The following is a 19756-nucleotide window of genomic DNA, read 5'->3' as shown; positions in this document are numbered from 1 at the left end:
CGTCCTTGGCGATCGCTGTCGAGACGCCACCGGTCCCCCATGCCCAGCCTCCCGATGCCAATGCCCGGGGCGCGAAATCCCTCGATCCGGCCCCCGATCCACACAGCACGACGCACCGCATGCTGCTGCTGGTGGATGATGTCGACCTGCTGATCGATCACCTCGGCCGCCATCGCCCCGGCCGATTGGACGCCTGCTTCGAGGACAGCCGTGGCGACCTGCCCCGCCCGGCCAACGTCCCCTTCCCGCCGCAACTGCGGCCGGGCACCGTGCCGTCGAAGGCCGAGTTCCTGCGCCGCTGGGCGGACATCAGCACCCGCGCCGACGTGTCCAAGGCCGTCCCCCCGGCAGGCTGGGACGGTCAGGTCGACGACATGGTCTTCCTGGTCGCCGCGCGCGACTTCCTCGCGGCCCTGGCCCTGCCCGCGACCGTCAGCATGATCCGCCTGACCAATGCCTATGTCCGGCGCTGCGCACAGGGGGCCCTGTCCCGCGCGGCGCGCAAGGCCGCCCAGGCCGCCAGCAGTGTCGACCTGCGCTCCGACGAGGCGCTGGGCTACCGGCTCGCCACCACCGCCACCGTGTTTCGCTGGATCTGCCTGTTCACCGTGATCCTCACGCTGCTGGTGTCGCTGATGACCTTCGGCGGCAAGCGCCTGCTGGAGGAGCAGGACCGTTGGCTCACCTTCCTCGGCACCGTCACCAGTGAAATCGCGACCGAACAATCCGCCCCCATGCGCGCCACCACCCCGGCCCCCGATGCTTCCACCGCATCGCGCATTCCGGAACTCGCCTATTGCGACGAACCCTTCCTGGATGCCGGGGGGGCCGTGCTCTACCGCACGGCGCGGCAGGATGTGCTGTGCAACCGCCTCTGGGGCATCAACCGCACCGTCAACCAGTTGAACGGCCACCTCGAAGCCTGGGGCGATACCTGGATCGCGACCCCGTTCATGTGGCTGACGGGGCTGTCATCCAGCGGCAGAGAGGGGCGTGTGCGCGTCTATGCCGAGGCCGCGCGCCCCGCGAGCCTGCGCGACGCCCTGGTGACCCTGGGCTGGACGCCCGGCACGCCGGTGCCGGAGGAGATGCGCGCCCAGGCGCTGGGCCTTGCCGCCCGCAGCCAGGAAAGGTTCGATCTGCTGAAGTATCTGAGCGAACAGCATCGCGTCGCCGGCGGCACCAGCCCGACCCAGGCCAAGGCGATGATCGAGGCGCTGAGCCTCTATGTCATGCCGTGCTTCTACGCGCTGCTCGGCGCTTTCGTCGCGGTCTTCCAGGGGCTGAAGCGGCGCGCCGCCAGCTTCACGCTGGAACGTTCGGAACGCGACCAGGCGATGGCGACGCTGTTATATGGGGTGGTGTTCGGGGCGCTGGTGGGCATTCTCGCCGATATGCTGCGGGCGCCACCAATCAGCGGGGCCGCGGGGGATGAGGTGGTGCTGGGTGTCAGCGTGATCGCCCTGCTCGCCGGCTACTCGGTCGCCCATGTGTTCCGCTTCCTGGACAACTTCGCGGACCGCATTTTTGGCGCGGCGCGGCCGGAGCGGGAGGGAGCGCTGGCCTGACCGGGCGGACGCACTACACCCTTTCGCTGACCTTGATCGCGACCTTGCACCCCGCCTTGATGGCCGCCGACAACAGGCGATAGGCCGGCGCCAGCTCGGCTTCATTGGCCAGGCCGATATCGCGGTGTTCCTGCTCCTCGGCGCGGAACTGGGTGATGTGGGCGCGGAGTACCGCCTCATCCTCGCCCAGCGCCGCTTCCTGGGTCGCGTAGTGTTCGTCGATCGCTTCCTCGACCGCGACGGTGCAGGCCATGGCGGCGCGTTCGCCCAGCAGCGCGGTCGCCGCCCCCAGCGCGAAACCGGCGACATGCCAGAAGGGCAGCAGCGCCGTCGGGCGCACGCGGCGCTGCGCGATCAGGCGGGAGAAGGTGTCCAGGTGTTCCTGCTCCTGCGCCTGCATATGGCGCAGCGTCGCATCGTGGCGGCCGCCCTTCAGGATGGCCAATTGGCCTGCATAGATGCGCTGGGCGCCGTATTCCCCGGCGTGATCCACCCGGATCGTGCGTTCGACCATCTCACGTGGGGTCAGGTCGCCCGGAAGGGCGCGTGGCGTCTGGCTCATGAAATCCTCCGTCGGGCGCCGGTGAAGGCGAAGCCGGCCAGCGCCAGCGCGTAGATAAGGTTCATGGCGGCCATCGATACCGGCAGGCCGGGAATGAGGTAAGCCGGCTCGTCGCAGGGTTTTGCCGGGCGCGGCGCCATGGCGGCCAGCATGTCGTCGATGCTCATCGCGCCGCCGGAGGTGGCGGCCTGGCACGCCGCCAATGGCGAAGGCCAGAGCCCCTGTTCCACCCCCACATGCATCACCGCGACGCCAGCCGATGCCAGCACGGCCAGCCCCGCCAGCACCAGCAGCCAGCGCCGCCCGCCCGGCCAGGCCACCGCCAGCGCCGCCAGCGCCGCCGCCACCCAGTATGGCCAACGCTGCCACAGGCACAGGGCACAGGGCGCAAGCCCGGCAAAGCGCTCCGAGGCCATCGCCATCAGGGGGGCGGCCGCGGCCAGGACGGCGACAAGGCCGGCGACAAGGGCTCGGTTCATGGCCGCCGTTGTGCCGCCCGCGCGCCGCGCCGGCAAGCGGTCTGGACCGCATCGCCGGCCGCTCCTAGCTTTGGCGCCATCCATCGGGGGAACGCCAGCCAATGCTCAAGATCCTGGGCCGCAAGACCAGCAGCAACGTGATGAAGCTGCTCTGGCTCTGCGAGGACCTCGCCATCCCCTACACGCGGGAGGATTTCGGCGGCCCCTTCGGCCGGACCCACGAACCGGACTACCTGGCCAAGAACCCCAACGCCCTGGTCCCGACGATCGAGGAGGACGACGGCTTCACCCTGTACGAGAGCAACGCCATCCTGCGCTACCTCGCCAGCACCCGCGGGGGGGAAGCGCTGTATCCGACCGATGCCCGCAAGCGCGCCAAGGTGGACCAGTGGCTGGACTGGCAGTTGGGCACCAACAACCGGCCGATGACGGTGATGTTCCTGACCCTGATCCGCACGCCGGAAGCCGAGCGCAACATGACCGCCGTCGCCCGCGCGCGTGACGAGGCCGAGGCGCTGTGGCGCATCGTGGAGGCACAACTGGCCGCCCACCCCTATCTCTGCGGCGACAACCTGACCCTGGCCGATATCGCGCTGGGCATTTTTGTCCATCGCTGGTTCGTGCTGCCGATCGCACGCCCCGACTTGCCGCACCTGGCCGCCTGGTATGCCCGTCTGAAGACCCACAAGGGCTATGCCGACAACTGCCTGGCGCCGCTGGTATGACCGGCACCACCGTCAGCCGGGCCGAAGGCGCCCATTTCGAGGAAGGGCTGCGCGCCTTCTTCGCCTATCGCGACCTGGGGGTGAAGGCGGCGACGGGCGGCGCCTTCGCTGCCCATGTGATCCGCGCCATCCCCGGCCGCCATTCGGTCGCGCAATGGCATACCCATGACCTCGGCTTCCAGTTCACCATCGTGCTGAAGGGCTGGGTACGCTTCGAATACGAGGATATCGGCGAAGTCACCTTCCGCCAGGGCGATTCCGTCTACCAGCCCCCGATGGTGCGGCACCGGGAACTGGGCCATTCGGAGGACCTGGAACTGCTGGAGATCGTCAGCCCGGCGGAGTTCGTGACCAAGGCGGACGCGGACTGACAGGGCCGCCCTTCCCTTCCGGCCCGGGCACGGCTATTTGGGCGGAACTGCGGGCGTGGTGGAACTGGTAGACGCGCCGGACTCAAAATCCGGTTCCGCAAGGAGTGTCGGTTCGATTCCGACCGCCCGCACCACTTTCTCTTGAACTGGCGGATCAAGGGGCATGCTCATCGGGTGCCCCCTATGGCCTACGCCGCGGTCTTCGGAAGGCCGGGCCAGGCCGCGGCATCCTGGACCTACTCCGGCTTGATGCCGGCTTCACGGATGACCTGTCCCCAGCGCTCGATCTCGCTGTTGAAGAAGGCCGCGAAGTCTTCCGGCGAGCCACTGCCTGGCTGGACGCCGAGCGCTTTGAAGCGCTCTTGCAGATCGGGCGTCTGCAGCGCCGCGTTCACTTCGCGGTTGATACGCGCGATGATCTCCGGTGGCGTGCCGGTTCGCATGAACAGGCCGTGCCAGGATGTGACGACCAGATCGCGCAGGCCGCTCTCCCGCGCCGTCGGCACTTGCGGCAGTTCCGGAATCCGTTCGCCCGTGGTGACGGCGATCGGCCGAACGCGGCCGGCGGCGATCAGCGGAAGTGCCGTCTGCGGATTGTCGAACATGAAGGCGATCTGGCCGGCGACCAGATCGGCATTGGCCGGCGCCGCGCCGCGATAATGCGCCGCCGGAACCGGGATCCCGGCGAAGCGAATGAACATCTCGCCGGCCAGATGCGACGAGGTGCCGACGCCGCCGGTCCCGTATGTCAGCGGCCGCTGCTTCGCCAAGGCGATCAGTTCCTGCAGAGTCTGCACTGGCAGGCCTGGGTTGACCGTCAGGATCAGCGGCACCCGCGTCACCTGCGCCACGGCCGTCAGGTCGCGTTGGGTGTCGAAAGGCAGGTCGTTGAACATTGCCGGGTTGGCCGCATTGGAAAAGCTGCCCATCAAAATGGTGTAGCCATCCGCGGGGCCGTTCGCCACGGCGGCGGTGCCGATGTTGCCGCCACCGCCCGGGCGGTTCTCGACGACGACATTCTGACCCAGTGCCGGCCCCAGAGGGGCCGCGATGATACGCGCTGCGATGTCGGTGGGGCCCGCCGGCGCGACCGGCACGATCAGGCGCAGCGGCCGGTCCGGCCAGGCGGCGCAGGCTTGCCCGGCGATGAGAATAAGGGGCGCGGCAAGCACTGCGCGACGCTGGAACATGATGTCCTCCAGATCTTTTTTCCGAGCGTCGCTGAAGACGCAGGAAGGCGTCAAGCCACACGTTGACCGCTGTTACGACCCGTCGCAGCATCGATGCGGGGGAAACGAAAATGCGCATCGACGACGCCAGCGTGACCATGTTTCGCTGGGACGACATCCCGCCGGCACAATACGGCCATCTGAACCCGTCAGCCGGCGGATCCGAACTTGGGTTGCTGGAACTGCGGACCGACCAGGGCATCGTCGGACGCGCGTTTCTTGGCGCCTCGTTCCGCTCGGCCCGGCTCGATGTCGAGGGCCTCGTGCGGCACCTGCTGCCGATGTTGCAGGGTGAGAACCCGCTGGAGCGCGAGCGTCTTTTCGCGCGGCTCTATGGGATGCGGCGGGCCGCGACCTTGCGTGCGATCGGCGCGGTGGATGTCGCGCTGTGGGACATTTTGGGCCAGGCGGCCGGGCTGCCGCTGCACGCGATCATGGGCACGTCGCGCCGCAAGATCGCCGCCTATGCGTCCTCCTCCACCTTGAGCAGCGAGGGCGCCTATCCCGAACAGGCGTTGATGCTGAAGGCCAAGGGCTACACGGCCTACAAGATCCACCCGCCGAAAGGCGGCGTCGAAGCGGCGATCCGCGTCTGCCGCGCGGTGCGCGACGCGGTGGGGCCGGAGATGGTGCTGATGATCGACCCGGCTGGCGCGTTCCGGTTGCCGGATGCCGTCCGCCTCGGCCGCGTGCTGGAGGAGCTACGCTTCCACTGGTACGAGGACCCCCTCGGCGAAGACGACCTGCACAATTACCCGGCGCTTCGCGCGAAGCTGGATGTGCCGATCCTCGCAACCGAATACGCCTCCGGTGGCTTCGAGATCATGGGCACATGGATCGAACGCGGGGCGACGGATTACCTGCGCGGCGACGTCGCGGTGAAAGGCGGCCTCACCCCCTGCCTGAAGGCCGCGCACCTGGCCGAAGCCTTCGCGATGAACTTCGAGGTCCACCACGGCGGCAATAGCTGGAACAACGTGGCGCAGCTCCACCTCATCATGGCGATCCGCAACACCGAGTATTTCGAGGTCCTGCTGCCGGAAGCCGCGCAGAAATACGGCCTGCTCCGCGATATCGAGGTGGATTCGGAGGGTTTTGTTCATGCCTGGGACGCACCCGGCGTCGGGGCGGAGCCGGACATGGATTTGATCAAGGCGAAGACGACGACCGTCCTGCGCTAAGCAGGCGGACATGTCCAATTCGCTCAGCGCCCTACCGACCGGCGCTATCGGCCAAGGCATGCCTCGTCGATTGTTTCAGAATATCAAAGACTTGTGACGTGTCTCCCTTCCTTCAGGCCTTGAGGTGCTTCATCGCCTTGGTGAAGCCGTCGTGCAGCATGTCCACGTCGCTGGAATAGGCGAGCAGCAGGGCCCCCGCGTCCTTCCACTGCTTCACCTGTTCCGGGCTGAAGCAGAGCATGGCGCAGGTCTTCCCATGCCGCCGCGCCGCGTCGAGGATCAGGTTGCGCTTCTCATCCATCACCTTCGCCTGGTCCGGCGCGCCGAAGACGCCCAGATCCTGCGCCAGGTCGGCCGGACCCAAGGTCAGCGCGTCGATGCCATCCATCGCGGCGATCTTGTCCAGGTCCTTGAAGGCATCGGCCGTCTCGATCATCACCGTGACGAAGACTTGGCAATTGGCGTGGGCGCGGCGTTCCGCCACCGTGCCGCTGGTGTCGAAGTTCGTCGCCGCACTCAGCCCGCCATTGCCGCGCAGCCCGCGCGGGGCGTAGCGCGACGCCGCGACGATCTCGGCCGCGTGTTCGGCGGATTCCACCTGCGGGCAATGGATGTTCCAGACGCCGACATCCAGCAGCCGCGTGATCCATTCGCGGTTCGCCTTGGGCGGGCGCACGGCGATCGGGTAGTCCATCGCCCGCGCCATGGTCGCCATGTCGCCGATGGTGTCCATCGTGGTCGCGGTGTGTTCCATGTCGATCCGCGCGAAATCGACGCCAGCCGCCTTCAGCAGCATCAGGATCGCGGGGTTCTGCACCATGGTGACCCAGGTGCCGATCTGCACTTCGCCGCGCTCGATCCCGGCACGCATCCTGTTGACCTGCATCACTTGCTCTCCCAGTTTCTCGTTCTACTCAGCCCGAATCTGGGCCTGCCGTGCGACGGCACCCCAGCGGGTGGTTTCCGCCACGACGAAATCCCGCACCGCATCGGGCGAAAGGACCGGGGTCGTGATGCCGAGTTCGGCGAAGCGCGTCGCCACCTCCGGCGATTGCAGCGCCGCGGTCACATCGCGATTCAGGCGCTGAATAATCGCGGCCGGCGTTCCCGCCGGCGCGAAGAGCACGCCCCAGGTCAGGGATTCGAAACCAGGCAAGGTCTCGGCGATGGTCGGCGCATCCGGTGCGATGGCGACGCGGGTGGGGCTGGCGACACCCAGAAGTTTCATCTTGCCATCCCGCACATGCGGCAGGCCGGAGGAGATGTTGTCGAAGGCCATCTGCACATTCCCCGCCATCAACTCCGTCATGAGTTGGCCGGAGGAACGGTAAGGAACGTGCTCCGCCGTGGTGCCTGTCATCTGGGTGAACAGGGCGCCCGCCAAATGGATGGAGGTGCCGACACCGGAGGAGGCGTAGTTGAACCGCCCCGGCTGCGCCCGCATCAGCGCGACCAGCTCCGCCACGTTATTCGCGGGCGAACTCGCCGGCACGAACAGCGCGTTCGGCTGCACGCTGATCATCGCGATCGGCGAGAAATCGCGCAGATTGTCATAGGGCATGCGCGGATAGACGGCGTTGTTGATGGCATGGCTGCTGATCGTGCCGATGCACAGCGTATAGCCATCGGCCGGCGCCTTGGCGCAGGCCTCGCTGCCGACATTGCCGCCGGCACCGGCCCTGTTTTCCACCACCCAGGGCTGGCCCAGGCGCTGCGACATCTGCGCGCCGATCAGCCGCGCGGTCAGGTCGGTCGTGCCGCCGGCGCCGAAGGGAACGATCACGCGGATCGGGCGGCTCGGCCAGGACGCCTCCTGCGCGCCGACCGGCAATGCGATCAGGCAACAGGCCAAGATGGCGGCAAAACTGCGACGGAACATGGTGTCCTCCCTGCGTGGCGCCCTTTGCGGGCGTTCTTGTTCAGCGCGCGGCTTCTTCGCGTTCCAGCCCGACGGCGCGTGCCGTATCGGCCCATTTCTCCGCCTCGGTGCCGACGAAGCGGGTGGCCTGCTCGGGCGTCATGGTCCAGATCGCCGTGCCCAAGGTCGCGTGGCGCTGCACGATGTCAGGGCGCTGCAGGATCGCGACGACGTCGGTGTGGATTTTTGCCAGTACCTCCGGCGGCAAGCCGGCCGGTCCCATCAGGATGCCCCAGACGGTGCTGGTGAAGCCGGGGATGATGGTCTCGCCGACCGTGGGGACCTCGGGGATCTGCGGTGCGCGCTCGGCGCCGCAGGTGGCCAGCATCTTCATCCGCCCGGCGCGCACATGCGGCAGCGTCGGTGTCACCGTATCCAGCATCGCATTCACCCGGCCGGACATCAGGTCGGGATGCCCCTGGGTCGATCCGCGATAAGGCACGCGCGTCATCCGCAGCCCGGCCTGCTGGCACAGCAATTCCATGCCAAGCGCGCCGAAGGTCGCGTAGCTCGTCTGGTCGGGCCGGGCCTTCACATAGGCCACGAATTCTTCCGCGGTATTCGGCGGAAAATCCGGCGCCACGATCAGCGCCTGCGGCGTCTGCGACGTCGTGGTGATGTAGGTCAGGTCCCGCATCGTGTCATAGGGCGTGCGATACAGCGCCGGGCTGATCGTATGCGCGGTGCCTGCCAGGCATAGCGTCGTGCCATCGGGCGTGGCGCGCGCGGTCGCTTCCGCGCCGATCATGCCATTGGCGCCGGCGCGGTTTTCCACCGTCACCGCCTGACCCCAAAGCGGGGTCAGGTTCTCCGCCAGCAGCCGCGCCGTGATGTCCGACACGCCACCCGCCGGATAGGGCACGATGATCCGCACCGGACGCGTCGGATACCGCGCGCCCTGGCCGAATGCCGTCCCGGCCCCCAGCAGCAAGGCTGGTGCGGCCAGGAGCCCGCGTCGTTCGAACATCATGATCCTCACTCCCGTGATGCCGCCCCGCGTCGTGTCGCGCGGTTCCTGCGGCGGTGGTGTCAGACGGCCTTGGCGAGCCGCGCGGCTTCGCGCAGCCCCTTGCCGGAACGCACATGTTCGAAGATCACCTGGTCCATCGCCTCGGCCTTCTCGGCGCGGGTGAAGACGTCCATCAGGCGGGCGCGGGGGATGCAGACCACGCCGGTGCTGTCGCCGACCAGGATGTCGCCCGGATTGACCGTGACCTTCTCCAGCGTGATCGGAACCTGCGTCGCCGCGGTGCGGACGCGGGTGCGGCCGCTGACCGGCACGGCATGCTTCACGAACAGGTCCATGCCGCTGTCCACGATCTCGGCCAGGTCGCGCACGCCGCCATCGACGACGATGCCCGCGACGCCGCGCAGTTTTGCGGCTGTCGCCGCGGCGCCGCCCATCATGGAGACCATCGCCCCACCCGCATCGATCGCGATGACATCGCCCGGGGCCGCGTTGTCGACGTACGCGGGAATGTCGAATTCCTCCGGCGCGAAGGTGCCGAGCGCGCCAACCGCGACATTCACGGTGAAGGCCGGGCCGGCGAACTTGCGATCGGCAGCGACGGGGCGGATCGGCGGCACCACCAGCCCATCGATGCCGAGCGCATCCAGCGCACCGCCCACGGTGCTGGGTCCGATCTCACGCAGGCGGGCGCAGATGGCGGTCAGTTCATTGTCAGTCATGCCGGTTCCTCGCTTGTGAAAAATGCGGTCGTCATTGCGGTTCGATCCGCGCCAGGCGCACCAGGTCGCCCCAGCGCGTGGTCTCGCTGCGGATGAAGGCGCCATAGGCTTCTGGTGTCGGCGACAGATCGACCTCGAAGCCCAGCGCCGCGTAGGTCCGCCGCACGTCGGGCGTGTCGTAGCGGCTGCGCAGCGCGTCGAAGATGCGCTGGATGATGGCGGGGTCGGTGCCGGCTGGCGCCGCGATGCCCTGCCACGGCACCAACTGGAAGCCGGGCAATCCCGCCTCCGTCAAGGTCGGCACATCCGGCGCCAGCGGCGTGCGCTGCGGCGCCGTCACGCCAAGCCCGATCGCTTGGCCGGAACGTATGTGCTGCAACGCATTGCTGGGGTCGGCGAAGGTGAAGGAGATCTGCCCACCCAGCAGATCGGTCACCGCCGGCGGGATGCTGCGATACTGCACCCCCACCGCATCGAACTTGCCGTCGTTCGTCAGCATCACGGCAGCGATCTGCGACGAACTGCCGGAATAGCCGTAGGTCAGCCGTCCCGGATTCGCACGGCCGTAGTCCACGAGTTGCTGCAGGTTGCGCACCGGCAGCGCGGGATGGCTCAGCAGGATCAGCGGCCCGGTCGCGAGGTTCGAGATCGGCACGAAATCCGCTACCGGATCATACGGCAGGTTGTTGAACAGCGCCTTGTTGGCGGCATGCGTGGAATTGGTGACGATCAGCAGCGTGTGCCCATCCGGCCGCGCCCGCGCGACCGCCTGGGTGCCGATGATGCCGCCGGCGCCGGTGCGATTTTCCACCACGACCTGGGCGCCAAGAGCCTCCCCGATCGCGCGCGCCGCCTGGCGGCCGACCACATCCGTGGAACTGCCAGCGGCGAAGGGCACGATGATGGTGATGGGACGATTGGGATAGGTTTGCGCACGGGCGCCGCTGGCCGTCGCAAGCAACAGGCTGCCGCCCAGCAGGGACCTGCGGGTGCTGTGCATGTTCGTTTCCTCCGTATCCGGGCGGATCTAAGGCGCGGTTCAACTGATTGACAAATCGAATTATTCAAAGGTTTAATTGGTTATTCTTATGAGCCCGACACTCCGCCAATTCGCCGCCTTCACGCGCATCGCGCGCCTCGGCTCCTTCGCGCGCGCGGCGGAGGCGCTCGGCATGTCGCAACCCGCCTTGAGCCAGGCCATCGCGCAGATGGAACTGCTGCTCGACCTGAAACTGTTCCAGCGCACCACGCGCGCGGTTCGGCTGACCGTGGAGGGCGAGCTGCTGCTACCGCGCGCCGAGGCCATCCTGGCCAGCGTGGACGACGCGGTGTCCGCCGTGCAGGAACAGTCCCGCCTGCGGCGCACCCGCATCGCCGTCGGCTCCCTGCCATCCATCGCCAATGGCTTCCTGCCGGAGATCCTGCGCCTGTACCGCGAACGCTTCCCGGCGGCGCAGGTCGCCGTCACGGATGGCACGTCGGATGCGCTTTATGCGGGGATCGCGTCGGGGCAGCTCGACCTGGCCATCGGCAGCCGCCTGCGTGGGCATGCCGGGGTGACCTTCCTGCCGCTGCTGCACGAGCGTTTCGCGCTGGTGCTGCGCCGCGACCACCCGCTGTCGCGGCGGCAGTCGGTGCCCTGGAACGAGGCCCTGCTGCACGACTTCATCGCCTTTCCGCCCGGCAGCGGCGGCGATGCGGCGATCCACGACGCGCTGGAACGCGCGGGGCTCGCGCTGCATCCGGTGATGACACTGGCGCAGTCGCACACGGTGATGAGCATGGTCGAGGCAGGGGTGGGCGTGACCGCGCTGCCGGCCCTCGGCTGCCCCCCGGCGGATCACAAGGGCCTCGCCGTGCGGCCGCTGACCGATCCGGTGGTGGAGCGCGAAGTCGGCATCCTGCGGGCCGCCGCCGCCGCGCCGACCGACGGCATCCTGGCGTTGCAGGAGATCATCCTGGAATGCGTCGCCCGCAGCACCTTGCCCGGCATTGTCCTGGACCTTGCGCTCACATCACGACGGCTGCGCCGGCCGGCGTGAATGGTCCGCATCGCGGAAAGCCCAAACGCGCTTCCAGCGTCGGTCGCGCGGCGTTTTGCCGTGCCGCCTGAAACGGCGGCGCGGCCTCACATGCTACGCATTCATCTGCAGCACATGGACAGACGTGCCACCACGCTTCATCAAAAAATCGTACCAGGACATGCTGGGCCTAGGCACCTAGTCAACCGTGATGCCCGCTTCCCTGATGACCTTGCCCCAGGCCTCGGTATCGCGCGCCAACAGGGCCTGCATCGCCGCACCGTCGCCGCCGAGCAAACTCACGCCCTGCGCCGCAAGCCGTTCCTTCAGCGCCGTATCCTGCGTCGCACTACGCAGCGCCGCTGATAGCCGCGCCGTGATGGCCTCGGGCGTACCGGCCGGTGCGAAAAGCCCCATCCAGAATACCGCATCGAAGCCTGGCAAGGTCTCCGAAATCGCGGGCACATCCGGCAGCAGCGCCAGCCGATTCAGCGACGACACGCCAAGCGCCCGGGTGACACCCCCAGCCAGCAACGACTGCGCCTCCAACGGCGAATTGAACATCGCCTGGATGCGGTTCGACTGAAGATCCAGCATCGCCGGCGCGCCGCCGCGATAGGGCACATGCTCCGCCTCGATCCCCGCCTGGCGCAGCAACATCGCGAACATCAGGTGATTGACCGCACCGATACCGGCGCTGCCGTAGTTGATCTTGCTGGGATTGGCTCGCGCATAGGCGATGAACTCCGCGACTGTCGTCGCTGGCACGGACGCATGCACCTGCAACACCAGCGGATTGCTGTAGACCGGGCCGATCGCGATCAATTCTCGCAACGGATCGCGCGGCGTCAGGTTCGGCTGCAAGGCCGGATTGATGGCAAGCGAACTGGCCCCGAGCAACAGCGTGTACCCATCCGGCCGCGCCTGCGCGACATAGGTGGACCCGATGGAGGTCGCGGCCCCCGCACGGTTCTCCACCACCAGGGGGCGGCCCAGATCCCGCTCCATAATGGCCGCAACGGCGCGGCCGACCACGTCGGTCCCACCGCCAGGTGCGAAGGGCACGACGACGCTGATCGGGCGATTGGGAAAGCCCGGCTGGGCCATGGCGGTGCCAGCCGCCAGCAGCGGCGTGGCGAGGAAGGCGCGGCGTGGCACGAACATGGTGCGGTATCCCTTCAAAAACGGCCGGCATCGACCTTGATGCGATCCCCGGTGACGGAGGACGACGCGTCGCTGGCGAGGAAGAGTGCGGCGCGCGCCACCTCCTCCGGGTCAACCCAGCGGCGCAGCGCCGCGACATCGGTGTAATTCTCGCGGATGATCTGTTCCGCCGGCCGGCCTTCGGCCTCCGCGCGGCGGGCGATGACGCGGTCCATCAATTCACCACTGACGGCACCGGGGCATAGCGCGTTCACGCGCACGCCAAACGGACCGACTTCGCGCGCCACGGCTTCGGTCATGCCGATCAACGCGAATTTCGTCGCCGAATAGGCGCTGCGCATCGGGTAGCCCTTCAGCCCCATCAACGACGACATGTTGATGATGGATCCGCTGCCCTGCGCCGACAGCACGCGGGCAGCGACGCTCAGCACATGCATCGCGCCAAACAGGTTGACCTCGACGCAGGCGCGCCAGGCAACGAGGTCCACCTCCGCGATCGGCGCCACCGGCCCGCTCATGCCCGCATTGTTTACCACGACATCGACGCGGCCGTGCAGCGCGATGGCCTTGGCAAAAAGCCTTTCGACATCGTCGATGTCGCAGACATCCGTTACCACCGCCGTGCCCTGTATCGGCCCCGCCACGGCCTCCAGGCTGGCCTGCGTCCGCCCCGCCAGCACCACCTTGGCCCCGGCACGGGCGAAGAACTCGGCACAGGCCTGGCCAATGCCGCTGCCGGCACCGGTCACGATGGCGACCTTGCCGTCGAGGCGCAGGATGGGATCAAGCGAGGCTGTCGTCATGTCATGTTCCATCAAATTGGCGGCCGGGATCGAACAGCGGCAGTTCGGTCTGGCGTTGCAGGATCAGGTCCCCCATCAGCCGGCTGATGTAGGGGCCAATGGTATAGCCGCCGCGGACGCAGCCCAGGATGAAAGCGCCGGGCACCCCGGGCGCCTCACCGGCCAGTGGGTAGAAGTCGGGCACATTCGCCTCGAACCCCGTCCATGTCCGCACCACGCGGCAGACAGCCAGGCCCGGCACGGCGTATTGCGCCAGGCGCAGATTGGGCAGAAGCGTGTCCAGGTCGGCAACGGTGTGGCCATCGTCCGGGCTGCCAAGCCCCTGCCAGCCACCACCGATCAGCACCGTGCCATTCGGCTTCTGCTTCATGGTCAGCAGCCCGGTCGCATGGCCGATGACGCCATGCATCAGCGGCGGCGCACGTTCGGTGACCGACACGGTATTGACCCGCGCCCGCACAGGCAGGTCCAGGCCGATCATCGCGCCCGCGGCCCGCAACCAGCCGCCGCAGGCCAGCAACAGCCGTTTGGCGGAGATACGCTCCTCACCCACGCGGATGGTGAATCCCGCCGCATCGCGGTCGATGGCGGTGACGCGCGTTTGTTCACGCATAACCACCCCGGCCGCCGCCAACCCCAAGCGGTAGAAGCGCCCCGTCAGACTGGAATTGGCGTAGCCATCCGCCGCGCACCAACTGGCCGCGACGATGCGCCGAGTGACATGCGGCTCGGCCTCGGCGACGCGTGCCGGCGACACCATCTCGATCGGCGCGCCGGCGGCGGCCTTCATCGCCATGCGCTCTTCCAGCAACGCCGCCTCGCGCGCGTTGAAGGCCAGGGTGAAGCCGCCGGTCTCATGAAACCCCACCGCCGCGCCCGCCTGCTTCCACAAGGCATGGCCCCGCAACGCATAGGGCATCAGTTTCACGCGCTTGATTTGCAGGGACAGCGTGCCGGCATTCACGCCCGACGCCCCGCTGCCGATGTCCCCCTGTTCCAGCACAAGCACGCGCATGCCGCCCTCGGCCGCGCGGATCGCGGCGCCGCAGCCCATGATGCCACCGCCTATGACGACCAGGTCGTAGGTCACAGCGGCGCCGGGGCCGGGATCGGCAGGCTGTCGTAGTCGAAATCCCCCGCCAGCAGATCGATCGGCACGGGGCGCAGCGGCGGCCGGCCGGTGCCGGGGCCAATGGCCTCCCGCGACCGGCCGGTGCGGGCGGCGATCAGCATCGCGGCGGCCTCGGCGCAATAGCGCCCGCCGCAGGGGCCCATGCCGCAACGGGTCGCGGCCTTCAGCGCCGTGAGGGTGACGGCGCCGGCATCGATCTCCGGCTCCAGTTCGGCCCGGCGCAGCCCCTCGCAGCGGCACAGGATGGTGTCGGGCGTCGCCAGGTCCAGCAGCGCCGCGGGCGGCGTCGCGATGCGCGTCATCGCCGCACCGAAGCGGCGGGTGCGTGCCAGCCGCGCGGTCAGCGCGATCACCTCGGCATCGGCCACGCCAAGCCCGCAGGCGCCCAGCGCCGCCAGCCGCCCGGTCAGCGGCGCGGCATCGGCGCCCAGCACCCCGGCGCCATCGCCGCAGGCAAACAAGCCGGGCACCGAGGTCCGGCCCAGCGCGTCGATGACCGGCACCCAGCCCCCCAGCGCCGGATCGTGGCGGTGCTCGGCACGCAGCAACCGCGTGGCCTCGGTCGCCGGCAACAGTCCGTGCCCCAGGCACAGCGCATCGGCGTCAAAGCGCCGCGCGGGGCCGCCGTGCAACGGCACGACCTCCACCGCCGTCACACCGTCGTCGCCAAGCACGCGGGCGACGGCATGGCCGCGCAGCACCGGCACGCCCGCGCGCTTCACCCGCGCGGCCCAGCCCAGGCCCCGCGCCAGCAGGTCAGGTCGCGCGGCAAGGTGTGGTGCCAGCCGCAGCCAGTCGCTTGTGTCGGCGGCATCCACCATCGCCGCCACCTGGCCGCCACCGGCCAGGATGGTGGCGGCAACCAGCAACAACAGCGGCCCGGTGCCCGCGACGACCACGCGCCGGCCAGGCAGGATTTTTTGGGATTTCAACAGGACCGTCGCCGCGGCCAGGCCAATGACGCCAGGCAGCGTCCAACCCGGCACGGGCAGCACGCGTTCCTGCGCGCCGCTGGCCAGGATCAGCGTCCCGGCCGTGTGTTCCTCCTGCCCCTCTGGCCCGACGCAGGCGACACGGAAACCGGGGGCAAGGAACCAGACGCGGCGGTCGAACAGGCAGCGCACGCCACTGGCAGCCAGGGTGGCGCGCAACGCGGCCCCTGGTTCCGGCGGGCCGCGCAGGATGGACGCTGCGGGAGCACGAAAAACCTGGCCGCCCGCGGCGGGCGCCTCGTCGATCAGCAGGGTGGACCGGCCACGCGACGCGGCCTCGATCGCCGCAGCCACGCCGGCCGGCCCCGCCCCCAGCACGATGACGTCGTGGCGAGTCACGGCGGCGTTTGCCGGCGGACATCCAGCCCCGCGCGCACCGGCACGCGGCAGGCTTCGGCCAAGTGGTCGTCGATCAGCACCACGCATTCCTGGCAAGCGCCCATGGCGCAGAACATGCCGCGCGGACCGCCATCGCCGGGGGCGGTCCGCAAGGCGCGGATGCCCGCCGCCAGCAAGGCCACCGCGACGCTTTCACCGGCAATGCCCTCGATCTCGACGCCATCGAAGCGGAAGCGCACCGGTGCGGCCCGCGCGATGCCGGTCGTGATGCGCAGGCCCATCAGCCCAGCAGCCCGACCTCGGACAGGCGGCGCTTCAGGGTCTCCAGCGCATCGGCTTCCAGCGGCAGCACAGGGTCACGCGGCACGCCGGCCGGCAGGCCCATCAGGTTGAGCGCGGCCTTGAAGGCCGCCGGCCAGGTGCCGATGCCCATCAATACCTGGTAGGCCACCGTCAGCTTGTGATGCAGCGCCGCCAGTTCCGGCCCGGGCGCCTGGGCACCCACCTGCATGATGCGCCCGGCATCATGCCCCAGCAGTTCCGGCCCCGTGGCGATGAACCCGGCCGCCCCCAGCGCCACGCCAGGGAAAATGAAGTGACAAGGCCCGACCATCACCGCCAGCCGGTCGCGGAAGCGGTGCAGCAGGTGGCTGTGATGGAAGAAGTCGCGGTTGCTTTCCTTGATGCCGATGATCGGCGCGATCCCGGTCAGGCTTTCCAGGTCATCCAGCGACAATTCGACGCCACCGGTGCGGCGCGGGGAATTATAGGCGACGATCGGCAGCGGCACGGCCTTGGCCACAGCCTCGAACCGCCGCAGCAGTTCCGTGCTCGTGGCCTTCAGCACATAGGTCTGCGGCATCATCAGCAGGCCATCGGCGCCGGCCTCCATCGCCGCGCGCGCATAGGCGACCGATTGGGCGGCCGATGGCGCGGTGCAGCCGGTCATGACAGGCACGCGGCCCGCCGCGACCTTCAGCGCGATGACGGTCAGGCGCGCGCGTTCGGCGGCGCTCAGTGTCCAGCTCTCGCCATTGTCGCCGGCGACGCAGATGCCGCGTGCGCCATGGTCGATCAGCCAGCCGACGATTTCGGCAAAGCCATCCTCCATGATCTCGCCGGTGGGCGTGAAGGGGGTGACGACGGCGGGGACGTAGCCGCCAAGGGTGGTGCGATCGAGGGGGAATGCGGTCACGCGATGGGCTCCTCAGCCAGGGCTAGCTCAAGTTGGGCCTGTTCAAGATCCACGCGATGGAGTGCGCCGGCCTGCGCCTCCACGATCATCAGGAACCGCCCATCCGGGCTGAAGGCGACGCTGGTTGTCCAGAGCCCCCCCGGCGTGCGGATACGCAGCAGAGGAAAGCCGATGGCGTCGAACAGCCAGACCGTCCCGGCCTGGGCATGCGCCACGGCCAGGCGGCCCTGCGCATCCATGGCCAGACCATCCGGCCCCAGCCCGCCCGAAAGTTGCACATAGGTGCCGACCATCGGCAGCAGCGGATCCGGCGCGTCGGCCAGCAGGCGCCAGACCGCGTTGGCCCGCGTCGCCGCCAGATAAACAAAGCTGCCACCGACCACGACGCCGTTCGGATAGGGCACATTCGGCAAGACCAGGTCCAGTCGCCCATCGGGCCACCGCCGGAACAGCCGGCCGGTTGGGTCCGACAGGCTGGATCGCCCGGAATCGGTGAACCAGATCGACCCGTCCGGCCCGCGGCACAGGTCGCTCAGGCCGCGAAAATTCTCGGTATTCACGCCGGCGCAGAGCGTGCTCAGCCGCCCCTCCGCCAAATCCAGCCGCAGCAGGCCGCGGCGGTAATCGGCAATCACCCAGGCATCGTCCGTCAGGCGGCACAACCCATGCGGTTCGCCATCATAGGCAAAGGCGACATCCCATTGCCCATCAGGGGTGACACGCAGGATGCGGCCATGCGGCACATCGACCATCCAGGCCGTGCCATCGGCGTCGACGCTCAACCCCTCCAGGAAGGAATGCAGCCGCTGCCCGGGGCGCGTCGTGCGCACCCAGGCGGTCGGCTCGCCTTTCCAATGCAGGGCCTCCGGTAAACGGGTCACAGGGGTCGCCAGCAGGGTTCGCATGCGGGTGAGCATCTGCCTCCCAAGCCCATTCCGGAAGCCGTCTCGCCTCGGCTCTTGTTTCCTATACGGTCTAGTGTTTAGCATATCAACCACAAGACACCGATCTTCCGGATATCTTCATGCCGAGCGCCATCCTTCACCGCGACCTTCGCACCACGCCCCCGCTCGTCGAGCGGGGTGAGGGTGCGTATCTTTTCGACACCACAGGCAAGCGCTACCTCGACGCCTCCGGCGGCGCCGCCGTGTCCTGCCTGGGGCACAGCCACCCGCGCGTGATCGCGGCGATCGAGGCGCAACTGCGCCGCATGCCGTTCAGCCACACCTCGTTCTTCACGAACCAGCCGGCGGAAGACCTGGCGGCGCTGCTGATCGACCGCGCCCCCGCGGGCTTCGGCGCCGGACGGGTCGCCTTCCTCGGCAGCGGGTCGGAGGCGATGGAGGCGGCGCTGAAACTCGCGCGCCAGCATTTTTGGGAAAAGGGCGAACCCAAGCGCGCCCGCTTCATCGCCCGGCGCATGAGCTATCACGGCAATACCCTGGGCGCGCTGGCCATCGGCGGCCATGCCGGGCGGCGCGCGCCCTATGCGCCGATGCTGATGGACGTGGCGCATGTCTCGCCCTGCTTCGCCTACCGTTTCCAGGCGCCGGGCGAGAGTGACGACGCCTATGCCACTCGTCTGGCCGATGAACTGGCCGTCGAGATCGAACGCCAGGGGCCAGAGACCGTGGCCGCCTTCATCGCCGAACCCGTCGTCGGCGCCACCATCGGCTGCGTGCCGCCGGTGCCCGGCTATTTCCGGCGTATCCGCGAGGTCTGCGACCGCTACGGCGTTCTGCTGATCGCCGATGAGGTGATGTGCGGCATGGGCCGCACCGGTAGCCTTTTTGCCATCGCGCAGGAGGATGTCTGCCCGGACATCATCACCATCGCCAAGGGCCTGGGCGCCGGCTACCAGCCGATCGGCGCGTTGTTGGCCAGCGAAACGGTGATCGCCCCCCTCGCCGCCGGCAGCGGCACGTTGCAGCACGGCCATACCTACATGAGCCACGCCATCGCCTGCGCCGGATCGCTGGCGGTGATGCGGGCGCTGGAGGAAGAACAACTGCTCGGCGCCGTCCAGCAACGTGGGCGCGACCTGGAAGCGGCCTTGCGCGCGCGTTTCGGCGACCATCCGCATGTCGGCGATATTCGCGGGCGCGGCTTGTTCTGGGCGATGGAACTCGTGGCCGACCGGGCCACCAAGGCGCCCTTCCCCAAATCCCTGGGCCTCGCCGCGCAGATCAAGCGGGTGGCGCTGGCGAATGGGCTGATCTGCTACCCCTCCGGCGGCACGGCCGATGGCGAGAATGGCGACCACGTCCTGCTGGCGCCGCCCTTTATCCTCAGCGCGCCGCAGATCGACGAGATCGTGGACAAGCTGGACGTCTCCCTGAAACAGGCGCTCGGCGCCCGGCCGTTGGCGGCCTAACGTGACGCGAGGAG

21 protein-coding genes and 1 tRNA gene are annotated in these 19756 nt (G+C 68.6%); 7 read left to right on the top strand and 15 right to left on the bottom strand.

All coding sequences use genetic code 11. The features are described from left to right. Positions 1–5 precede the first annotated feature (5 nt). Positions 6–1568 (top strand): hypothetical protein, encoded by a 1563-nt coding sequence (locus tag ACQW02_RS10225; protein WP_431285137.1) that lies wholly within the window; start codon positions 6–8, stop codon positions 1566–1568. Between the two features lie 13 nt (positions 1569–1581). Here ACQW02_RS10225 and ACQW02_RS10220 read toward each other — a convergent pair whose 3' ends face one another. Further along, on the bottom strand, positions 1582–2130 hold the full coding sequence (locus ACQW02_RS10220; protein ID WP_431285136.1) for a demethoxyubiquinone hydroxylase family protein: 549 nt from the start codon (positions 2128–2130) through the stop codon (positions 1582–1584). Beyond that, on the bottom strand, positions 2127–2609 hold the full coding sequence (locus tag ACQW02_RS10215) for a disulfide bond formation protein B (protein ID WP_431285135.1): 483 nt from the start codon (positions 2607–2609) through the stop codon (positions 2127–2129). The genes ACQW02_RS10220 and ACQW02_RS10215 overlap by 4 nt, the downstream gene beginning before the upstream one ends. 101 nt (positions 2610–2710) lie before the next feature. Here ACQW02_RS10215 and ACQW02_RS10210 point away from each other — a divergent pair, with 101 nt between their 5' ends. The 3 genes from ACQW02_RS10210 to ACQW02_RS10200 all read left to right on the top strand — a co-directional run bounded on the left by ACQW02_RS10210 (position 2711) and on the right by ACQW02_RS10200 (position 3839). Then, the gene (locus ACQW02_RS10210) at positions 2711–3334 is read left to right on the top strand and encodes a glutathione S-transferase family protein (RefSeq protein ID WP_431285134.1); all 624 of its coding nucleotides are present in this window, start codon (positions 2711–2713) and stop codon (positions 3332–3334) included. Next, complete coding sequence (locus ACQW02_RS10205) at positions 3331–3705, top strand: cupin domain-containing protein (RefSeq protein WP_431285133.1); 375 nt, start codon at positions 3331–3333, stop codon at positions 3703–3705. The genes ACQW02_RS10210 and ACQW02_RS10205 overlap by 4 nt, the downstream gene beginning before the upstream one ends. Positions 3706–3754: 49 nt before the next feature. Further along, positions 3755–3839: transfer RNA gene (locus ACQW02_RS10200), tRNA-Leu, on the top strand. 102 nt (positions 3840–3941) lie between these two features. Here ACQW02_RS10200 and ACQW02_RS10195 read toward each other — a convergent pair. After that, positions 3942–4895 (bottom strand): Bug family tripartite tricarboxylate transporter substrate binding protein, encoded by a 954-nt coding sequence (locus ACQW02_RS10195; protein ID WP_431285132.1) that lies wholly within the window; start codon positions 4893–4895, stop codon positions 3942–3944. A gap of 110 nt (positions 4896–5005) precedes the next feature. Here ACQW02_RS10195 and ACQW02_RS10190 point away from each other — a divergent pair, with 110 nt between their 5' ends. After that, on the top strand, positions 5006–6115 hold the full coding sequence (locus ACQW02_RS10190) for an enolase C-terminal domain-like protein (protein ID WP_431285131.1): 1110 nt from the start codon (positions 5006–5008) through the stop codon (positions 6113–6115). A 112-nt stretch (positions 6116–6227) separates the two neighbouring features. Here ACQW02_RS10190 and ACQW02_RS10185 read toward each other — a convergent pair whose 3' ends face one another. The 5 genes from ACQW02_RS10185 to ACQW02_RS10165 are packed head-to-tail and all read right to left on the bottom strand — an operon-like array spanning position 6228 to position 10722. Next, a complete protein-coding gene (locus ACQW02_RS10185; protein WP_431285130.1) occupies positions 6228–7001 on the bottom strand; it encodes an HpcH/HpaI aldolase family protein in 774 nt (257 codons plus the stop codon). A gap of 24 nt (positions 7002–7025) precedes the next feature. Beyond that, on the bottom strand, positions 7026–7994 hold the full coding sequence (locus ACQW02_RS10180; protein WP_431285129.1) for a Bug family tripartite tricarboxylate transporter substrate binding protein: 969 nt from the start codon (positions 7992–7994) through the stop codon (positions 7026–7028). 40 nt (positions 7995–8034) lie between these two features. Beyond that, positions 8035–9003 carry a tripartite tricarboxylate transporter substrate binding protein gene (locus ACQW02_RS10175; protein ID WP_431285128.1) on the bottom strand — a complete coding sequence of 323 codons (969 nt, stop codon included), beginning with the start codon at positions 9001–9003 and terminating at the stop codon, positions 8035–8037. A gap of 59 nt (positions 9004–9062) precedes the next feature. Beyond that, positions 9063–9722: an RraA family protein gene (locus ACQW02_RS10170; RefSeq protein WP_431285127.1), complete on the bottom strand. Its 660-nt coding sequence runs from the start codon at positions 9720–9722 to the stop codon at positions 9063–9065. A 31-nt stretch (positions 9723–9753) separates the two neighbouring features. Further along, positions 9754–10722 (bottom strand): Bug family tripartite tricarboxylate transporter substrate binding protein, encoded by a 969-nt coding sequence (locus ACQW02_RS10165; protein WP_431285126.1) that lies wholly within the window; start codon positions 10720–10722, stop codon positions 9754–9756. An 88-nt stretch (positions 10723–10810) separates the two neighbouring features. Here ACQW02_RS10165 and ACQW02_RS10160 point away from each other — a divergent pair, with 88 nt between their 5' ends. After that, positions 10811–11764 carry a LysR family transcriptional regulator gene (locus ACQW02_RS10160; protein ID WP_431285125.1) on the top strand — a complete coding sequence of 318 codons (954 nt, stop codon included), beginning with the start codon at positions 10811–10813 and terminating at the stop codon, positions 11762–11764. Positions 11765–11941: 177 nt separating this feature from the next. Here the strand turns inward: ACQW02_RS10160 and ACQW02_RS10155 are convergent, their stop codons facing one another. From ACQW02_RS10155 to ACQW02_RS10125, 7 genes are read right to left on the bottom strand one after another with little or no spacing between them, the layout of a single operon-like run. Next, the gene (locus ACQW02_RS10155; RefSeq protein WP_431285124.1) at positions 11942–12907 is read right to left on the bottom strand and encodes a Bug family tripartite tricarboxylate transporter substrate binding protein; all 966 of its coding nucleotides are present in this window, start codon (positions 12905–12907) and stop codon (positions 11942–11944) included. Between the two features lie 14 nt (positions 12908–12921). Further along, positions 12922–13710 (bottom strand): SDR family NAD(P)-dependent oxidoreductase, encoded by a 789-nt coding sequence (locus tag ACQW02_RS10150; RefSeq protein ID WP_431285123.1) that lies wholly within the window; start codon positions 13708–13710, stop codon positions 12922–12924. A gap of 1 nt (position 13711) precedes the next feature. Further along, positions 13712–14800 (bottom strand): NAD(P)/FAD-dependent oxidoreductase, encoded by a 1089-nt coding sequence (locus ACQW02_RS10145; RefSeq protein WP_431285122.1) that lies wholly within the window; start codon positions 14798–14800, stop codon positions 13712–13714. Next, positions 14797–16173, bottom strand: a complete 1377-nt coding sequence (locus ACQW02_RS10140) for an FAD-dependent oxidoreductase (protein ID WP_431285121.1) — start codon at positions 16171–16173, stop codon at positions 14797–14799. The genes ACQW02_RS10145 and ACQW02_RS10140 overlap by 4 nt, the downstream gene beginning before the upstream one ends. Further along, entirely contained in the window at positions 16170–16454 is a 285-nt protein-coding gene (locus ACQW02_RS10135; protein WP_431285120.1) for a (2Fe-2S)-binding protein, read from the bottom strand. Before ACQW02_RS10135 ends, ACQW02_RS10140 begins: the two co-directional genes overlap by 4 nt. Then, positions 16454–17368: a dihydrodipicolinate synthase family protein gene (locus ACQW02_RS10130; protein WP_431285119.1), complete on the bottom strand. Its 915-nt coding sequence runs from the start codon at positions 17366–17368 to the stop codon at positions 16454–16456. Before ACQW02_RS10130 ends, ACQW02_RS10135 begins: the two co-directional genes overlap by 1 nt. Further along, on the bottom strand, positions 17365–18249 hold the full coding sequence (locus ACQW02_RS10125) for an SMP-30/gluconolactonase/LRE family protein (RefSeq protein ID WP_431285118.1): 885 nt from the start codon (positions 18247–18249) through the stop codon (positions 17365–17367). The genes ACQW02_RS10130 and ACQW02_RS10125 overlap by 4 nt, the downstream gene beginning before the upstream one ends. 143 nt (positions 18250–18392) lie before the next feature. Between ACQW02_RS10125 and ACQW02_RS10120 the strand changes: the two genes are divergently transcribed. Further along, positions 18393–19742 (top strand): aspartate aminotransferase family protein, encoded by a 1350-nt coding sequence (locus ACQW02_RS10120; RefSeq protein ID WP_431285117.1) that lies wholly within the window; start codon positions 18393–18395, stop codon positions 19740–19742. Positions 19743–19756: the final 14 nt, after the last annotated feature.

This window comes from Humitalea sp. 24SJ18S-53 (genome assembly GCF_050632385.1).
Taxonomy (GTDB): Bacteria; Pseudomonadota; Alphaproteobacteria; order Acetobacterales; family Acetobacteraceae; genus Humitalea.
Note: the sequence above shows the minus strand (reverse complement) of the source record. Positions and strands in the feature narration are given on the sequence as shown.

Coding starts and splice junctions, on each gene's coding strand:
- ACQW02_RS10220 (WP_431285136.1), bottom strand. CDS start 2,130: ATGAGCCAGACGCCACGCGCCCTTCCGGGCGACCTGACCCCACGTGAG.
- ACQW02_RS10215 (WP_431285135.1), bottom strand. CDS start 2,609: ATGAACCGAGCCCTTGTCGCCGGCCTTGTCGCCGTCCTGGCCGCGGCC.
- ACQW02_RS10210 (WP_431285134.1), top strand. CDS start 2,711: ATGCTCAAGATCCTGGGCCGCAAGACCAGCAGCAACGTGATGAAGCTG.
- ACQW02_RS10205 (WP_431285133.1), top strand. CDS start 3,331: ATGACCGGCACCACCGTCAGCCGGGCCGAAGGCGCCCATTTCGAGGAA.
- ACQW02_RS10195 (WP_431285132.1), bottom strand. CDS start 4,895: ATGTTCCAGCGTCGCGCAGTGCTTGCCGCGCCCCTTATTCTCATCGCC.
- ACQW02_RS10190 (WP_431285131.1), top strand. CDS start 5,006: ATGCGCATCGACGACGCCAGCGTGACCATGTTTCGCTGGGACGACATC.
- ACQW02_RS10185 (WP_431285130.1), bottom strand. CDS start 7,001: ATGCAGGTCAACAGGATGCGTGCCGGGATCGAGCGCGGCGAAGTGCAG.
- ACQW02_RS10180 (WP_431285129.1), bottom strand. CDS start 7,994: ATGTTCCGTCGCAGTTTTGCCGCCATCTTGGCCTGTTGCCTGATCGCA.
- ACQW02_RS10175 (WP_431285128.1), bottom strand. CDS start 9,003: ATGATGTTCGAACGACGCGGGCTCCTGGCCGCACCAGCCTTGCTGCTG.
- ACQW02_RS10170 (WP_431285127.1), bottom strand. CDS start 9,722: ATGACTGACAATGAACTGACCGCCATCTGCGCCCGCCTGCGTGAGATC.
- ACQW02_RS10165 (WP_431285126.1), bottom strand. CDS start 10,722: ATGCACAGCACCCGCAGGTCCCTGCTGGGCGGCAGCCTGTTGCTTGCG.
- ACQW02_RS10160 (WP_431285125.1), top strand. CDS start 10,811: ATGAGCCCGACACTCCGCCAATTCGCCGCCTTCACGCGCATCGCGCGC.
- ACQW02_RS10155 (WP_431285124.1), bottom strand. CDS start 12,907: ATGTTCGTGCCACGCCGCGCCTTCCTCGCCACGCCGCTGCTGGCGGCT.
- ACQW02_RS10150 (WP_431285123.1), bottom strand. CDS start 13,710: ATGACGACAGCCTCGCTTGATCCCATCCTGCGCCTCGACGGCAAGGTC.
- ACQW02_RS10135 (WP_431285120.1), bottom strand. CDS start 16,454: ATGGGCCTGCGCATCACGACCGGCATCGCGCGGGCCGCACCGGTGCGC.
- ACQW02_RS10120 (WP_431285117.1), top strand. CDS start 18,393: ATGCCGAGCGCCATCCTTCACCGCGACCTTCGCACCACGCCCCCGCTC.